The organism is Prevotella sp. PTAC (assembly GCF_013166535.1).
Lineage (GTDB): Bacteria > Bacteroidota > Bacteroidia > Bacteroidales > Bacteroidaceae > Prevotella.
The window spans coordinates 142,286-160,502 of record NZ_JABKKK010000006.1 but is presented as its reverse complement, the minus strand read 5'-3'; the positions used below and the strand labels follow the sequence as shown (position 1 = coordinate 160,502).

Genomic DNA, 18,217 nt, shown 5'->3' with positions numbered 1-18,217 from the left:
AGATGACATTAACACCCGATCAAGACAACAAGGAATGGCATGATGCCATGCAAATAATCAATTATACCCGTCGCTCGCTTTTCCTGACTGGAAAAGCGGGGACGGGTAAATCAACTTTTCTTCGCTATGTCGCCGAAAACACAAAGAAAAAGCACGTAGTTCTCGCACCTACAGGCATAGCGGCCATCAACGCCGGAGGGAGTACCCTGCACAGTTTCTTCCGTCTTCCGTTTCATCCCCTACTCCCAAACGACAGCCGTTACAGTCCACGCAACATCCGCCAGACGTTGAAATACAGCGGTGCCCACTGCAAATTGCTTCGTGAGGTGGAACTCATCATCATCGATGAAATAAGCATGGTGCGAGCGGATATCATCGACTTCATGGATAAAGTGCTAAGGATATACAGTCGAAACATGCGTGAGCCGTTTGGTGGAAAACAGATGCTATTCGTCGGCGATATATATCAACTCGAACCCGTATTACGTGAAGACGACCGCCGACTGCTACAACCATTCTACCCGTCATCATATTTCTTCGCAGCAAAAATTTTCCATGAGATGCCTCTCATAAGTATCGAACTGCGTAAAGTTTACAGACAGACTGATGCCGACTTCATCGGTATTCTAGACCGTATCAGAAATAACTCAACAACAGTACACGACCTTAAGACGCTCAACTCACGGCTTGGGTCCAAACTTAACGGAAAAGACTCTGACCTTATCATAACCCTTGCCTCACGCCGCACTACAGTAGATTATATTAACGACCGCCAACTGGCTAGCATTAAAGGTCGTCCATCTGTTTTCCATGGCAATATAAAAGGTGACTTTCCCGAGACGTCCCTCCCTACCCCGATGGAACTACAAGTGAAACCTGGTGCACAGGTTATATTCATCAAGAACGACAAAGACAAGCGGTGGGTAAACGGCTCGCTGGGTGTAATAAGCGGTATAGATGAGGAAAATGAAATTATCTGCGTGGTTATGGAAGACGGCAACGAGTATGACGTGGAACGTGAGATATGGGAAAACACAAGGTACGTGTTCAACGAGAAAGAGAAAAAAATAGAAGAAGAACAACTTGGCATATATACCCAATTCCCTATACGCCTTGCTTGGGCAATAACCGTGCATAAAAGTCAAGGACTCACATTCCGTAAGGTAAACATAGACTTCACTGGTGGCGTATTTGCCGGAGGACAGACATACGTAGCTCTCAGCCGCTGCACGTCACTCAACGGAATCAGCCTGCGCGAACCGATAAAGATGTCGGATATATTCGTAAGAACAGAAGTCGTGCAATTCGCCCGCCAATACAATAACCGTGGATATATAGACCGGGCGTTGAGCGAAAGCAAGGCCGACCGAGAATATCACGATGCCGTCACAGCATTCGACAATAGAGACTTCGACTCTTTCCTCGACAACTTCTTCAAAGCAATTCACAGTCGCTACGACATCGAGAAACCTGCCGCAAAACGTCTAATCCGCAAAAAACTCGGAATTATACACACTCTCGCAGAAGAAAACAAAAAACTTAAGGAAGAGCAAATCCGGAAAAATGAATTCCTCAAAAAACTTGCCGCTGAATATACCTTGCTTGGCAAAGAGTGTGAAAGAGAACACATGACAGAAGCGGCTATAAAGAACTACGAGAAAGCCATTGAATTATATCCGGAAGCATTTGACGCTATACGGAGGCTGAAAAAACTGAAAACATAACACATAATCTTCAATGCGTGGAAACCCGCTCTAAATAATAAACGAACAAACAAATAGTCCAATGAATAATAATAAACCTATAAAAACAAGAAAACTCATTTTTAACAGCATTAGCACTTTTATTGTCTTTGGCAACATCCGCACTCAACAAAGATAGTATCAAGGCATTTGCCATAGTACCATATAAACAGAACTATATACATTATCATAAAACATGTAGACAGAACTTCACTGATTGATGAAGTCCCCGTCCATACAATTAATCGGAACATAATAATAACACCCGACAAATTATAATATAAACACTAATTTATCATTTTTTACACTTTACCCGAATTATATAAATCTCATTTTCATTAGTTGAAAAAATACTCTTATATTAACTTTACCCGTTAATTTTTTAGCGGAACAACTGATAATCAGCGGCATGGTGCTTTTTATGAGTTTGCCATAATTGTCAAAGGAGTGCTTCTTTTCAGATTGTTCTATCAATATGTTGCTATATAACAGCTGTATAATTCCAAATCTGAAAAACTAATGACAAAATGATATTAAATCTCACAAAAACAGCAATATTAATTCCGCCAACGGGTTAACTTTGTAAATATTTATCCGCATAATCATATTTCAAATACATTTAACAGCACGCAAATATACCACAAAAAATCTATAAACAAAATATTATTACGATACACTTATACCCCCCCCAAAAAAAGAAAAAAGCGTCACGAAAGGGATTGTAGTACCCTGTCCGTGACGCTCATATCATGTAATAGACCTATTCCTTCAGATTATCAGAAGAACAGATAGCGGTTATCCACTACATCAGCCTTGATATAAAGCTCATTCATAAAGCGATATGCTGCCTGAGCCGCCTGCTGCGAGAGTTGGGCTTCCATTGTCTTCGCATCGAACTTAGCACCCGCACGCTGTGATTTTTTAACCACGTTGAACAGGTAGGCGCCGCCATTACCCTTGATTACACGTGGACTAAACTGTCCCTGTTTTACAGCTGCAACAGCTCCACTGAGTGCAGGTTCACTTGTACCTGTTGCCTGTACAAACACCGGTGCTCCAAAAGTAATCTGATTCACATCGTTAACCTGTGCTCCTTTTGTCTTTGCGGCAGCGATATTATTTACACCGGCCAATTTCTCTTTAAGCATGTCAAACTTCTTGTCGCGAATAACCTCTGCTTTCAGCATATCCTTCACATCTTCCACATCACGATAACCGACAGGATGTATCTTTGTCATCACAATAACAAGCATGTGATCGTTGTTTCCACACTCATAAAGAGGAGATATTTCATTTTCTTTTGCATCAAATATCCATTTCATGGCATCACGTGTGCTACGCACTCCAACCACATTGTGCTCAGAATTTACCATATCCCTGCGTTCAAGAACTTGATAACCGTTCTTCTTAGCATTCTTTTCAAGAGCCTCAAGTGTGCGGCTTTCACTCACATACTGGCTGAACTTATTATAAGCAGCAGAATATGTCTCCTTTGAGAAATCTATAGTTCGCTTAATTACAGCTGCAGTATACTTATCAACCATCGCCTTTCGAGCCGTCACCTGAACAATGATATTACCCTGAGGCATTTCGAGATTCTTTGTCTCATTTACCTCGAGTGAATTGATTGTCTCAAGATATGCCTTTGAATCTGGATCTATCATCTGGCTGTTCTCATACATTGCAGATGTAAGCCATTGCTTAGCACCGTCCTGATTATATTTCTTTGCCAAAACTTCAAAGTCTGCACCGCCTTGAAGAGCATTGTATACGCTGTCTGCTGTCTTGCGAGCTGCCTCAACCGTGGCTCCACCAACCTGAATCTGACGATACTCAACCGAGTCAGGCATCTGTGTCTTAGCGATGAGCTTAATTACGTTGAGTGTGTTATCGCGTGTTGTCTCAAACGGCTGCGTGGTCTGTCCTACAACCATTGAGTCGAGTTTGGCGGAAATATCGCTCGGAAACGCTTTTGACGTAACGGGCATACCTGTATATGCTATCTGCGACTGTGCCTTACGAACGACATTTGCCGGCTCTGCACCGCCCTGAAGTTCAGTAGAGGCATCTTTCATACTCTTCATCAAAGCCTTGCGGTCTGCCGCCGATGGCAATACCTGCACATCAACATATTTGATGTCGCGAGTCTCGACATATTGCTTGAACATGTCTTTCTTTTCATCGTATTTCCTCTTGATATCGCTCTCACTTACCTCTACTTTATTATCGTTGATTGTAGAATATGCCATAGAGGCCAACTGTATGTTGCTTTCCTCGTTCTGTGCTTCGAAAGCCATCTTGGCTGATATCGGATTAGAAATCAGACAACCGGTAAATAGTAGACGCTGATATTTCATGGCGAGAGTCTGCTGACGTAGAGTTTTCTCTATAAATCTCCAATAGTTATAGATCTTCTGATACTGGTCTGCCATCTGTGGGTTCTGCCCGTTTGCCATACCCTTATAGTCTGCCAAGAACTTTGTCAGCATGGAAGCATCAAAACGTCCTGTCTGCTGATTAACAAAAGGAGACTGCATAAGAAGAGGATTCTTACCCTCCTTGAGAATATTCTGCAACTCGGTATCTGTAACCGTAAGTCCCAACTTACCGGCCTCACTTGCCAACAACTTGTTGTTCACATATGTCTCCCATACCTGATCCTTGATGCTGTTAAGTTCTTCCTCCGTTAAATTGTCACGCCCCTGTGTCATTTTGATCACTTCCTGATATTCGTCCACAAGAGCCTGAAAGTCTTGCACCGAGATCTTTTCTCCCAAAACCTCACCCACTTGCTGGCGTTTCTCGTTTTGTGTCGCCTCACAAGAGCGTACCGCCTCCTCGGCGATGAACGCAAAAAGACCCAAACCTACAATACCGGCAAGGATTGCGCCTCTTTTTCTGATTGTTCCTAATGCTGCCATTACTTTTTTATTGTTTTATTATTTTATTTTCATTCTACTCTGCAAAAGCAGATATTGTTAATTTACTTTAGTGGACAAAATTACTAAATTTATACTAAACAGCGGTATAAAACGTAAAAAAAATAGTCTATTGAAGGACTTTTAGCTTCACCACCTCTATTTTTGTCATCGTATTCTTAACTATCTTAAACTCATAGTTCCCGACTTTCACTATTTCATTAAGTTTCGGGAAACTTTGATACTCGTGCAATATCAAGCCACCAAGAGTCATATAATCGTCACTGGCTGGCAAATCAAGACCGAACATCTCATTCACCTTTTCTATTTCAAGACGTGCAGAGAGCATGTATTCATCATTATCCATCCTCGTCGCAATATAGTTTGTACTATCATGCTCGTCTTCTATATCACCAAATATTTCTTCCACAATATCTTCGAGTGACACTATTCCACTGGTACCGCCGAACTCATCCACTACAACTCCAAGGCTCTTTTTTTGTTGAAGAAGCATGTGCATAAGTTTTCTTGCTGCCATAATCTCCGGAACATATGGAATAGTGCGAATATGGTTTTTCCATGTCTGCGGATTACGGAACATCTCCGACGAATGGATATAGCCTATGATATGGTCTATGTCATCTTTATAAACAATAATTTTCGAGAAACCACTCTCGATAAAACGATTCTTTAAATCATCGACACCACATTCATCTATATCCACAGCCTCTATCTCCGTCCGAGGTACCATGCAGTCGCGAACTTTCTTATCCGAAAAATCAAGAGCATTATGAAATATACGAACCTCTTCTTCTATCTCCTCATCGTTTTTGGCATTATCAATACTGCTCTGAACAAGATAATCAAGATCTATCTTAGTAAACTCTGCGCCCTCCTTCTCCTTTCGCATTTTCACCCCTGCCACACGAAGCAACAGACGGGAAATAAAAGTTGAGAAACGGGATATAGGATACAATATCACATAACAGATGTATGCTGGTATGGCAAAGATTGTGAGCAAAGTATTAGGGTTGCTTTTGAATATGGTCTTTGGCATAAACTCACCTGTGAACAAAACCACAACAGTTGAAAGAATTGTGTCTGCGGTGACACGCTCACCATCACTAAGCGCAGAAAACAAAGTAGCATCGAATATCTGCGCAAACAATATACCATAGATGACAAGGGCTATATTATTGCCGACAAGCATTGTACTCACAAAATTATTCTGATGCCGATAGAAATATCCTATCGCTTTTTGAGCCAATCCGTTTTTACCACGCTCCATTTCTGCCAATAACCTATTGCTTGAAACAAAAGCTATCTCCATTCCCGAAAAGAAAGCCGAGAATACCATCGTTATCAATAATCCTATGATCTGCTGAGTCATTGCATATTTTTATTGGTTGCCGCCCGTGGCGTAGCTGCCAGACGTACAAACTGTTCTACCGTTGCTGTGTCTGATTTTTCCTGCGCATCACTTTCAATAGGCTCGCTTTCCATATCTGATTTCACAAAAGAACCTTTCGAATTAGACACTGTGTAATGCGTCATTTTCTCATCACTACGGAAATATGTACCCTGCAAAGTTCTCTCTGGAGTCACAAGTCGTGAAAACTTATAAGAGTAAAGTTCATGAGTAAGTCCGTCCCAAAACAATTCCTCACTATTGAAGATCATTCCATTGACATTGCGGATGCGTACTCTGCCGCGAAGTTCCCATAACTTTTTCTGATCATAATACCATGCCGTATCTGCTTGAATATAAGCCTGTACATGAAATTTCTCATCAAACTGCTCAAAGAAAATACCTTTTATGAAAGTCCAACGCGTTGGCTGCTTGATTTGATTGACATCCCATCGTTCTGTTACAATGCGATATTTAATAATTCCTGAATCCGAAATCAACGTATTGACACCAAAACTTGTCATCACAGATACGGAATCACGTTCATGAATAGCCGGTGCCACATGTTCCTTACCCTCCTCACATGACAAGAAAAACAAAAGAGCGCCAAGGATGAGAAACATTCTCATCCTCACTGCGTCCATTATATCATTATCAGACATAAAAACATCCAATAGTAGTATAACAATCCGCATTACCTCACTTTCATCTTCATGAACCAAGGCTCATTGAAAGTAAGACCGACATTTATACGAAATGTATTTTCCGTTATCAATTCTTTAGCAGACGAATGAACCCACTGTCCACTGATATTAAGAACAGAACGCCTGTCTGAATTTACTACTGGTATTCCAAAACCCGCACTGACACTGTATTCCTTTGGTCCCTCTTTACCGTTTACCGTCACATAAGGCGTCGCATAAGAAACTCCAAACCGATAATTCACACGGCTTAGGAATTTCATTTTCCGACTATTAGGAGTAAACTTACCTCCAGGTGTCCATTCACCTCCAAAAGTAAGCTTGGTACGGTCTTTAAGCAAACCGCTTTTCAACTGATACAGCCCCGTCTCTGCACTTGTCTCAGGTATATCAAGACTCCCCCACTTTTGCAGCGAATAATCAAAACCCAAAATCAATTTACCTTTATAATCCCATGAAAGACCTGCACCGAACATATCGGGAATGCTTAAACCATCAGCGACAACATACTCAGCGTCAGTAGAAACATTGGTCTGACTGTTCTTGTTCGTAATCAAAGACTTAGCGTCTGCACCTAAATTATGACCAAGACCATAAGTAAGACCTAATGTCAGTATATTTTCTTTAAGAATCTCTTTTTGCCACTGTAATCCCAAGTCTATTTTATAGCTACTCACATCAGTGCTATACGTCTTTGTTACAGTATTGACATAGCTGTCACTATTCGTTATTGATACATTCTTTTCATAAGCCCCCCATAAATAGGAGAAATTGGCACCTATTGAAAAACCGTCAAAAAAGTTCCAGCCTGCACCGACATAAGCCTGATGAATGCCCCCAGAACCACTGTATGTCTCAGTGGAAATCATGTCAGACAAGCCGACTTTCGACATAGCGGAATAGTTGTAGCCGATATTTGTAAACGGAACAACACCTGCACTGAAACCGACATTGGGCAAAACCCTGAATGCTGCCACTGCATATTCAAAATCAGCGTTTCTCGCATTCAATCTCTTTCCGCCTTCCTTAAAATTAGTCAACTGACCGGAAAGTCCCACGTCAAAAACCATCGTGAGAGAATCTACCGCCGAATAAGATGCCGGATTAAGGAAATTCACCTGATCGCCATTCCTCATTCCCAACGCCAAACCGTTCATACCACGGTTAAAACCTTGTGACTGATCCGACAAAACACCTAATCCATATTGGCTATATGGGGAGTTGGTGCCGCTTTGCGCTGTTGCTTGTATGGCCATAAATCCCAATATAACACTATTTAATATTATTCTTTTCATTTGTGGATTAATTCGTTGATATTATAAAGAAGTATATAATTAAGTCCTTTTGGAACTATCAATTTGTCTACAAAGATGCACTTTTTTTCTGAAATGCGCAAATTTAGCTGTACTCCACCTGTTAAATAAACCAAAAGGTTAGGATATTTGGATGAGAAATCATTTATGTACCCCTCTATCTCATATTCCACACCGTGCATGACTCCATTCCTTATAGCCATTTCCGTTGTCTCACCTATATCAGACATCATCCCTTTTCGTTCCACAAGAGGGAGAGCGTCAGTAAAAGTATGGAGTGACTTTAGTCTGACTGTCGGTCCTGGCGAGATATTTCCTCCAAGATATTCCCCATCGGAATTAATAAAGTCATAAGTAATGCATGTGCCGACATCTATTATCAATATATCACGTCTTTCCACCGAGCAGAAAGCACCTACAGCCGCCGCCAATCGGTCTGTTCCCAATGTGGCAGGAGTTGAATATTTATTAATAACAGGTATTGGAGTAACACCAGAAATCAACCGCATAACAGGAAAAGACAAATTCCCTATCGCACTTTTAAACTCATCCGACAGATTGATTACAGAAGAATATATGCCATGCTCAAAATGATATTTCTCACAGAAATCATTCAATTTAAACAACTCATCACAATCCATCCTCATCTCTTCAACAGGAGTAGTGTCATTGAAAGCAACGAGTTTTACACATGTATTACCGATGTCTATCGTTAAATTCATTTATGCAGTTTTCGCTTACAGCGTGCAAAATTATTGAAAAAAAACGAAATAATAGCACCGAAAGTAGAAAAAAGAGAGTATTTTTGCATCGTGAAACAATTAAAAAGTGTTTTTAGAATTATCATTTCAACCATCTTTCTGATGGCTGTGAGTGGTTTTACGCCTGTTTATTCACAGACCAGTACCACAAGAACCAACGACTCAATCGAAATAAGTCTGCTAACATGCTCACCGCATGATGCCATATACAGTCTCTACGGACATACAGCGATAAGATACAAAGACCTGACAACAGGAGGAGACTGGGTTTTCAATTATGGGGTTTTTAATTTCCGAAAACCTTTTTTTGTACTGCGATTTGTCTTTGGAAAGACGGACTATGAACTGGGTGTTGTTCCTTTTCATATTTTCCAGAAAGAATATGAACGTTTCGGATGCCAAGTGAACGAACAGGTACTGAACATCACACATGAAGAAAAAATGAAAATCATCAATGCCTTGGAAGAGAATTATCGTCCTGAGAACAAAGTATATCGATACAACTTTTTTTATAACAATTGCACAACACAGGCAAGAGATATAATAGCAAAAAGCATCACGGGAGACATCGTTTATAAGAAAATTAATAACGAAAAAAAATCATTTAGAGACGAAATACACGATTATACGGAAAATTATCCATGGGCGTCTTTCGGCAACGATTTGTGCCTTGGCTTTAAAGCGGATAAGACCATGACACTTGTTGAAAGCCAGTTTCTTCCTGAAAACCTGATGAGAGATTTTGACAATGCGCAAATTGTATATGACGGAAAGACAAAACCACTCGTAAAATCAAATCAAATAATATTAAAATCAAATACAAACGAAGCGTCTGTAACCATATTTCGCCCAATATTATGCGCCTATATATTCCTTATTATAACATTTGTTATCTCTTTTAAGGAATACAGACGACGCAAAACAAGCATTGTATTTGATGTATTTACCATGCTCATTACCGGCATGGCAGGCATAGTTGTCCTGGCACTTCTTTTTTCTGAACACCCTACTACAAGCACTAATCTGCAAATATTGATTTTAAATCCAATATCACTACTGTTTATTCCCACGGTAATTAAAAAGAAAAAAAACTCATATTGGCATATATATGAGGCTGCGATTGTTTTATTCTTAATAGGATCTGTTTTTCAAGATTATGCAGAGGGAATGACAATTGTGGCATTATCTTTGCTGATTAGAAGCTGGATGCATACTAGAATTATGACGAAAAGCGCATGAATAAATGAAATACAGATATCTGTCATTAATAATATTAGCTGCATTTGCCGCACAAGGACATGCACAAATCAGCACAGTCAAATCAGCTCCAAAGTTGGTCGTCAATATTTCCATCGACCAATTGAGAACCGATTATTTGGAGGCATTCACTCCTTTATATGGAAATGACGGATTTAAGAAATTGTTTGAGAAAGGTATCTTATATACAAATGCCTCCTACCCCTTTTCTCCAATAGACCGGGCATCGGCCATTGCCACGCTTTTCAGCGGTACTACACCTTATTACAATAGTATAATAAGTGCACGCTGGTTGAATAAAGAAACCCTGCGGCCGGCCTACTGCGTTGACGATGACAAATATCCGGGACTACAAACAAAAGACAAATCATCTCCCCAAAACATCAGTTCATCCACCATTGGAGACGAGTTGAAAGTGGCTACGAACGGCAAGGCTGTTGTATATTCAATATCTCCATTCAGAGATGCTGCAGTAATATCGGCCGGACATGCTGGGGATGGTGCCGTATGGATTGACGACGAGAACGGAAGTTGGTGCTCATCAACATACTACTATGAGTCCATGCCTGGATGGATATGGGGCTACAACAGTTTAAAATCACTTTCACAAATCAGCCATACGGAATGGACTCCGGTTACAGATTTATCCGGCAATTTCTGTTATTTCATGAATGGCGGAATGCAGAAACCATTCAAGCATAAATTCAACAGTTCGAGACGATACCGTGAGTATAAAACAAGCGGTCTTGTAAACGAAAGCATCACAAACATTGCCTTGCAATGTATGACAAGCAATGCCATGGGAACCGATGGTTTTACCGACTTGCTCAATATAACATACTACGCGGGAAATTTCGACCACAAGACAATAAACGATTGTCAAATGGAGTTGCAAGACACATACGTTCGGTTGGACAGGACAATTGGTCGACTTATAACCGACATAGAACATAAAATAGGCAACGACAACGTATTGTTCGTCATTACAAGTACTGGATATTGTGATGAAGAGAATGCGGACTATTCAAAATTCAAAATACCATCAGGCGCATTCAATATTGCACGCACAGCCAACCTGCTAAACATGTATTTCGGTGCTATTTGGGGACAAGGGAAATATGTAGAGACATGTTTCGGTCCGCAAATGTTTCTTGACCACAAGCTATTGGAGCAAAAACACATCAGCCTTACAGAAGCGACCGAGCGCGCTCAAGAGTTTCTCTCCCAAATGTCAGGGGTAAGAAACGTATATACTTCATTACAACTTCTTTCCTGCAACAACCAACGTATAGACAAGATACGAAACGGTTTTCACCATGAGAGAAACGGTGATATTCTCATAGAAGTTGCACCTGGCTGGAGATTGGTTAATGAAAATAACATGGAGAATACCCTCTCCAGGGCATCTTTCATACAGTTTCCGGTCATAATATACGGTGCGGGAACGAGAGCCGAAAGAATAGCCTTGCCTATAACAGTAGACCGCATCGCTCCGACTGTTGCAAAATTCATAAGAATAAGAGCACCGAACGCATGTTCCGCTGAGCCGTTATTCTGAGAATAACCTATTTTCAATTAACAATCATCCTAAATTAAGAAATAAATAAAAAACGTCATACAAAATGAACTTTAACAAAATCCTAAAATCACTGTTCGGTGATAAGTCATCCCGAGATATGAAATTAATCCAGCCTTTGGTAGAAAAAGTAAAGGCTGTTTATCCCGAGATAGAAAAACTCAGTAACGATGAGTTGCGAAATAAGACAATCCAGATAAAGCAACATATCCAAAATTCGGCAGAAGAGCAAAAACAAAAGATTGCCGAACTTAAATCACATATAGAAGACACACCTATCGATGAACGTGAAGGGATATTCAATCAAATAGACAAGTTGGAAAAAGAGATACTAGAAATCTATGAGCAGAAGCTTGATGAAGCAATGCCCGAGGTTTTCGCTATCGTAAAAGAGACAGCCAAGAGATTTGCAAACAACGAGGAGACAATTGTTACCGCCAATGATTTCGACCGTGAATTGGCCTCAAACCCTAAAAACGATTTCATCACCATAGACGGCGACAAAGCCATATACCATAATCATTGGACTGCTGGAGGAAACGACCTTAAATGGGAAATGGTCCATTATGATGTACAGCTCTTCGGTGGAGTTGTTCTTCATCAGGGTAAAATCGCCGAAATGGCGACAGGTGAAGGAAAGACCCTTGTGGCCACATTACCAGTATTCCTCAACGCCCTTACCGGTAATGGCGTACATGTAGTCACTGTAAACGATTATCTGGCAAAGCGTGACTCCGAATGGATGGGACCGTTATATGAGTTCCACGGATTATCTGTCGACTGCATAGACAAGCATCGCCCAAACTCACCGGAACGCCGCAATGCATATCAGGCCGACATAACATTCGGTACAAACAATGAATTCGGTTTCGACTACCTTCGCGACAATATGGCGACATCGCCCGCTGATCTTGTGCAGCGTGCCCACAATTATGCCATTGTCGACGAGGTTGACTCCGTATTAATCGATGATGCCCGTACCCCACTTATCATATCTGGACCTGTACCCAAAGGAGATGATCAGATGTTCGAAGAGTATCAGCCGCTCGTTGAAAGTATTGTCGACGTTCAGCGTAAATTAGCTACACAGTATTTGGCTGATGCCAAACAAAAGATTACGGAAGGACGCCAATCAAACAATCAAAAACTCATCGATGAAGGCTTCCTATCCCTATATCGTTCACATAAGGCATTACCGAAAAACAAGCCATTGATAAAATATTTGTCGGAAGAAGGAATAAAATCGGGAATGCTCAAAACCGAAGAAATATACATGGAGAACAATAACCGTCGCATGCCGGAAGCTGTCGAGCCATTGTATTTCGTTGTGGATGAGAAAATGAATTCCTGTGATCTCACTGATAAGGGCACAGACTGGTTGGCAAATAAAGTCAACGATAAAGAATTGTTCGTTTTACCCGATATCGCTTCACAATTATCTGAACTTGAAGCAGAGAAAAACCTGAACGATGAAGAACGTCTCAACAGAAAAGACGAACTGTTAAACCATTATGCAATCCAAAGTGAACGTGTGCATACATTGCAACAGTTGCTCAAAGCGTATACAATGTTCAATAAAGATGACGAATATGTTGTCATCGACGGTGAAGTGAAAATCGTCGACGAGCAGACCGGACGTATCATGGATGGTCGCCGCTGGAGCGATGGATTGCATCAGGCTGTGGAAGCCAAGGAACATGTAAAAGTTGAGGCGGCCACACAGACATTCGCCACAATCACTTTGCAGAATTATTTCCGCATGTACCACAAGTTGGCCGGAATGACCGGTACCGCATCAACCGAGTCTGGTGAGTTCTGGAATATATACAAACTCGATGTTGTCGAAATTCCAACAAACCGTCCGGTACAGAGAATAGACATGAATGACCGTGTCTACAAAACTGCAAGAGAAAAATACAATGCAGTGATTGAAGAGATAGAGAAGATGCGCAACAGCGGCCGTCCGACACTTGTGGGTACCACTTCCGTAGAGATATCAGAATTGTTGTCCAAGATGCTCACCATGCGCAAAATTCCTCATCAGGTTCTTAATGCCAAGTTGCATCAGAAAGAAGCCGACATCGTGGCTCTTGCCGGACAGAGCGTAAGCGGCCTTGGAGCAGTCACAATTGCCACCAACATGGCCGGTCGCGGTACCGACATCAAGTTGTCCGCTGATGTGAAAGCCGCAGGCGGACTCGCAATCATAGGAACAGAACGTCATGAAAGTCGACGTGTAGACCGCCAGCTCCGCGGACGTGCCGGTCGTCAAGGCGACCCCGGTTCATCCATTTTCTTCGTTTCTCTTGAAGACAAGCTGATGCGTCTGTTCGCTGCTGAACGAATCGCCAATGTAATGGACAAACTTGGTTTCAAAGAAGGCGATGTACTCGAAGCCCCGATAATTTCAAGCACGGTTGAAAGAGCGCAGAAGAAAGTTGAGGAGAATAACTTCGGTATACGTAAACGTCTCCTCGAATATGATGATGTGATGAATAAACAGCGTACCGTCATCTACGAGAAACGCCGCCACGCACTCATGGGTGAACGCATAGGAATGGATATCTCGAACATAATATGGGATCGTGTGGTCAACATTATCGCCAACAATGACTATGAAGGCTGCAAAGAGGAATTCATGCATGTATTCGCAATGGAAGTACCTTTCTCCAATGATGAGTTCGTAAACACAAAACATGACATTCTAGCAGAAAGTTCATTCCAGTCCGCAATGGACGCATTCAAACGCAAGACAGAACGTATACAGACTGTGGCATGGCCCATCATAAAGCAAGTATATGAAAATCAGGGAGCTATCTATGAGCGCATAATGGTACCAATCACGGACGGACGCAAAATGTACAACATACCATGCGATCTCAAAGAAGCGTATGAAACGGAATGCAAAAGCGTGATTAAACAGTTTGAGAAATCAATACTATTGCATATCATAGATGATTGCTGGAAAGAAAACCTGCGCGAGCTTGATGACCTGAAACACAGCGTGCAGAACGCATCTTACGAACAAAAAGATCCACTTCTCATCTTCAAACTCGAAAGTGTAAAACTTTTCGACAATATGGTTAACTCTATGAACAACCGCATTGTAGCCATACTCATGCGCAGTGGTATTCCGGAGATGCAACAGGAAGATGTGCGTGAGGCGGCTCCCGAGCAGCTGGCACAACATCCTCAATATACGGAGAATAAGCACAACCTGTCTGACGAACAACTTACAGACCCTAATCAGGCCGCAGCGGCAGCTCACGACACCCGCTCGCCGCAACCTCAAGCTCCCATCGTCAAAGACAAACTGCCTGGTCGCAATGACCCATGCCCATGCGGAAGTGGCAAGAAATTCAAGAACTGCCATGGCCGCGGACTTGTATAAAAACAAGCCGCATACATATTAGAATAACCAACTAAAATAATCGACAGGCACGGAAATATCATTATATTATTGTGTGCCTGTCGATTATTTTTATATATAAGACTTATACCTATTTTTCATCACCACTCCATACATCCCTTTCCTGTATCATCATTTTTAGGTATTTGCACTCTTTTTAAAACAGTTTGCCACCGGTTTGCAATTTATTTATTGTAAATTTGCATAAAACAACAAATAAAGACATGAAACTTTCCGAACTGAAAACAGGCGAAAAGGGAGTTATCGTAAAAGTATTGGGACACGGCGGTTTTCGCAAACGCATCGTCGAGATGGGTTTCATAAAAGGAAAAATCGTCGAAGTATTGCTCAACGCTCCGTTGGAAGACCCCGTCAAATATAAGATTATGGGATATGAGGTCTCGCTCAGACGCGATGAGGCCGACATGATAGAGATAATATCAGAAGAAGACGCATTATGCACCAGACCTCAGAAACATTCCGAAAATAAGCCGAACAATATTATAATAAACGGTTGTGACGACAAACTACTTCACACAGAAAAACTACTCCGCGATGCGGCAATGCGAAAGAGACGCACCATAAACGTGGCTCTTGTGGGAAATCCCAACTGCGGAAAAACATCTTTGTTCAATTTCGCCTCGGGAGCACACGAGCGTGTAGGGAACTATTCGGGCGTTACGGTTGACGCCAAGGAAGGGCATGCAAAATTTGAAGGATATGAATTCAATCTAGTTGACCTGCCAGGCACATATTCACTCTCGGCATACAGCCCGGAGGAACTGTATGTCAGAAAACAGATTATAGAACAAACTCCCGATATAATCATTAATGTAATTGATTCAAGCAATATAGAACGTAACCTCTATCTGACAACACAACTTGTAGACATGCACCTTAGAATGGTGTGCGCACTGAACATGTTTGATGAATTTGAACAGCGCGGCGACAAACTCGATTACCAAACTCTGAGCCGGCTTTTCGGAGTGCCGATGATTCCCACCGTGTTTAAAACCGGCCGAGGTATAGACCTGCTGTTCCATATAATAATAAATATGTATGAGGGAGTTGACTTCCTCGACAAAGAGGGGAATATCAATCCTGAGGTCGCTGCCGACATACAGCATTGGCACAAAACATACGGCAAAGATACCACCGGCAACCACAGCGAAGATTTCGCACACGGGAACCGCCCTAACAACAGTGTATACAGGCACATACATCTCAATCACGGACGACTGATAGAAGACGGAATTGAAGCCATCAAAACCGAATTGCAGGAAGATGAGCAAATACGTCACAAATACTCAACCCGCTATCTGTCAATCAAACTACTCGAAATGGACTCTGAAGCGGAACAACTCGCACAATCTCTTCACAACGGAAATAAAATAATCGAAATACGCGACAGGCAAGCAGCACAGATAAAAAAAGACACGAAAGAAGATACGGAGACAGCCATAATGGATGCCAAATACGGATTTATCCATGGTGCGCTTCAAGAATCCGGGTACGAGAAAGGGAAAAAGCAGGACACATACCAGAAGACCCACCTGATTGACAGTATCGTGACAAACAAGTATATAGGTTTCCCACTGTTTTTCCTCATGCTCTACACAATGTTTCAAGCTACATTCTCTATCGGCCAATACCCCATGGACTGGATCGAGACAGGAGTATCGGCACTGAGCGATTGGCTCGGCAGCGCACTTGCAGACGGAGCATTCAAGGATATGCTCATTGAAGGAGTCATAGGAGGCGTAGGCTCCGTAATTGTATTCTTACCGCAGATACTGATACTCTATGCCTTCATTTCGTTCATGGAAGATTCTGGATACATGGCACGGGCCGCATTCATCATGGATAAACTGATGCACAAAATGGGACTCCACGGTAAATCGTTCATCCCCCTGATAATGGGCTTCGGGTGCAACGTACCTGCCATAATGGCAACAAGAACCATTGAAAGCCGCCGTTCACGACTCATCACCATGCTCGTGCTGCCCATGATGAGCTGTTCTGCACGCCTGCCGATATATATCATGATTACCGGCACTTTCTTTGCCGTGGAATACCAGAGTCTCATCATGATTTCACTATATGCCATCGGCATACTGCTTTCCATTATCGTAAGCCGTATTCTAAGTAGCAAGATTATAAAAGGAGAAGACACTCCATTTGTAATGGAACTCCCTCCATACCGTTTTCCCACAATAAAAGCCATCATCCGTCATACATGGGAAAAAGGTAAGCAATATCTAAAAAAGATGGGAGACATTATTCTCGTGGCAAGCATTATAGTATGGGCACTTGGATATTTTCCACATGACAACAACCTTGATAAACAACAGCAACAGGAACAAAGCTATATAGGATGTATCGGAAAGGCCATCGAACCCATCTTCCGTGCCCAAGGATTTGACTGGCGGCTTGATGTCGGGCTGATTGCAGGCGTAGGCGCAAAAGAAATCGTTGCCTCCACGCTCGGAGTGCTTTACAGTGGAGACGACAATATGATTGACGATATCGGCAAAGACACACGCACCAAATATACCGAACTTCACCGCAAGATGACAGCAAACGGAATCACCCCGCTCATCGCATTCTGCTATCTGCTCTTCGTGCTGATATATTTCCCCTGCATAGCAACCATTGCCGCTATCAAAAATGAAAGTGGCTCATGGCGGTGGGCACTTTTTGCCGCCGCATATACAACAGTACTGGCATGGATAATATCTGCCTCAGCATATCAAATAGGGCTGTTGTTCACCGATGCCTGACAAGCCCGGTAAAAAGATTCGGCCAACCGCTAAAAGCAAATAAAAAAGCATTTTCATTCAGAATTATATTGACATAAGAAAACGAACTTTTCCAACTCAACAGATATTTCTGCACGGAAAAGTTCGTTTTAAATATTTGCATTGGTTATCAAAAAAAATACTTCTATGTGTAGCTTCAAATGGATATATCAAATGGACTGCAATACCCGTCATTACGTTTTTCCTATTTGGAATGCACAGACCAGTCAAATACAACAATATCTGATGTAGAAAACAATATATTGATATGTCAATACGGCAAAAAGAAAAGAGCCAACCGTTTTCCGGCAGACTCTTTATATCAAATAAGCAA

10 protein-coding genes are annotated in these 18,217 nt (G+C 41.8%); 5 read left to right on the top strand and 5 right to left on the bottom strand.

The window, feature by feature from the left end; all coding sequences use genetic code 11:
• Positions 1 to 2 precede the first annotated feature (2 nt).
• Positions 3 to 1,724 (top strand): AAA family ATPase, encoded by a 1,722-nt coding sequence (locus HPS53_RS06150; RefSeq protein WP_172205121.1) that lies wholly within the window; start codon positions 3 to 5, stop codon positions 1,722 to 1,724.
• 794 nt (positions 1,725 to 2,518) lie between these two features.
• On the opposite strand, the gene HPS53_RS06145 is transcribed toward HPS53_RS06150, so the two are convergent.
• The 5 genes from HPS53_RS06145 to HPS53_RS06125 form a co-directional block, all read right to left on the bottom strand.
• The gene (locus HPS53_RS06145; RefSeq protein WP_172205118.1) at positions 2,519 to 4,663 is read right to left on the bottom strand and encodes a peptidylprolyl isomerase; all 2,145 of its coding nucleotides are present in this window, start codon (positions 4,661 to 4,663) and stop codon (positions 2,519 to 2,521) included.
• Between the two features lie 127 nt (positions 4,664 to 4,790).
• The gene (locus tag HPS53_RS06140) at positions 4,791 to 6,050 is read right to left on the bottom strand and encodes a hemolysin family protein (RefSeq protein ID WP_233210148.1); all 1,260 of its coding nucleotides are present in this window, start codon (positions 6,048 to 6,050) and stop codon (positions 4,791 to 4,793) included.
• Entirely contained in the window at positions 6,047 to 6,697 is a 651-nt protein-coding gene (gene lptC / locus HPS53_RS06135) for an LPS export ABC transporter periplasmic protein LptC (protein ID WP_172205115.1), read from the bottom strand. Before lptC ends, HPS53_RS06140 begins: the two co-directional genes overlap by 4 nt.
• A 65-nt stretch (positions 6,698 to 6,762) precedes the next feature.
• Entirely contained in the window at positions 6,763 to 8,064 is a 1,302-nt protein-coding gene (locus HPS53_RS06130; RefSeq protein WP_172205112.1) for a hypothetical protein, read from the bottom strand.
• Entirely contained in the window at positions 8,061 to 8,804 is a 744-nt protein-coding gene (locus HPS53_RS06125; RefSeq protein ID WP_172205109.1) for a type III pantothenate kinase, read from the bottom strand. Before HPS53_RS06125 ends, HPS53_RS06130 begins: the two co-directional genes overlap by 4 nt.
• 33 nt (positions 8,805 to 8,837) lie before the next feature.
• Between HPS53_RS06125 and HPS53_RS06120 the strand changes: the two genes are divergently transcribed.
• From HPS53_RS06120 to feoB, 4 genes are all read left to right on the top strand, one after another.
• A complete protein-coding gene (locus HPS53_RS06120) occupies positions 8,838 to 10,082 on the top strand; it encodes a DUF4105 domain-containing protein (protein WP_172205106.1) in 1,245 nt (414 codons plus the stop codon).
• 4 nt (positions 10,083 to 10,086) lie between these two features.
• A complete protein-coding gene (locus HPS53_RS06115; RefSeq protein ID WP_172205103.1) occupies positions 10,087 to 11,658 on the top strand; it encodes an alkaline phosphatase family protein in 1,572 nt (523 codons plus the stop codon).
• Between the two features lie 64 nt (positions 11,659 to 11,722).
• Complete coding sequence (secA, locus tag HPS53_RS06110) at positions 11,723 to 15,067, top strand: preprotein translocase subunit SecA (protein ID WP_172205101.1); 3,345 nt, start codon at positions 11,723 to 11,725, stop codon at positions 15,065 to 15,067.
• A 242-nt stretch (positions 15,068 to 15,309) separates the two neighbouring features.
• Positions 15,310 to 17,865 carry a ferrous iron transport protein B gene (gene feoB, locus HPS53_RS06105; protein ID WP_172205099.1) on the top strand — a complete coding sequence of 852 codons (2,556 nt, stop codon included), beginning with the start codon at positions 15,310 to 15,312 and terminating at the stop codon, positions 17,863 to 17,865.
• Positions 17,866 to 18,217: the final 352 nt, after the last annotated feature.

Excerpts from the sequence above, each read along its gene's own strand:
- HPS53_RS06150 (WP_172205121.1), top strand. The coding sequence starts at position 3 with ATGACATTAACACCCGATCAAGACAACAAGGAATGGCATGATGCCATG.
- HPS53_RS06115 (WP_172205103.1), top strand. The coding sequence starts at position 10,087 with ATGAAATACAGATATCTGTCATTAATAATATTAGCTGCATTTGCCGCA.
- HPS53_RS06145 (WP_172205118.1), bottom strand. The coding sequence starts at position 4,663 with ATGGCAGCATTAGGAACAATCAGAAAAAGAGGCGCAATCCTTGCCGGT.
- secA (WP_172205101.1), top strand. The coding sequence starts at position 11,723 with ATGAACTTTAACAAAATCCTAAAATCACTGTTCGGTGATAAGTCATCC.
- HPS53_RS06130 (WP_172205112.1), bottom strand. The coding sequence starts at position 8,064 with ATGAAAAGAATAATATTAAATAGTGTTATATTGGGATTTATGGCCATA.
- HPS53_RS06125 (WP_172205109.1), bottom strand. The coding sequence starts at position 8,804 with ATGAATTTAACGATAGACATCGGTAATACATGTGTAAAACTCGTTGCT.
- lptC (WP_172205115.1), bottom strand. The coding sequence starts at position 6,697 with ATGAGAATGTTTCTCATCCTTGGCGCTCTTTTGTTTTTCTTGTCATGT.
- HPS53_RS06140 (WP_233210148.1), bottom strand. The coding sequence starts at position 6,050 with ATGACTCAGCAGATCATAGGATTATTGATAACGATGGTATTCTCGGCT.
- feoB (WP_172205099.1), top strand. The coding sequence starts at position 15,310 with ATGAAACTTTCCGAACTGAAAACAGGCGAAAAGGGAGTTATCGTAAAA.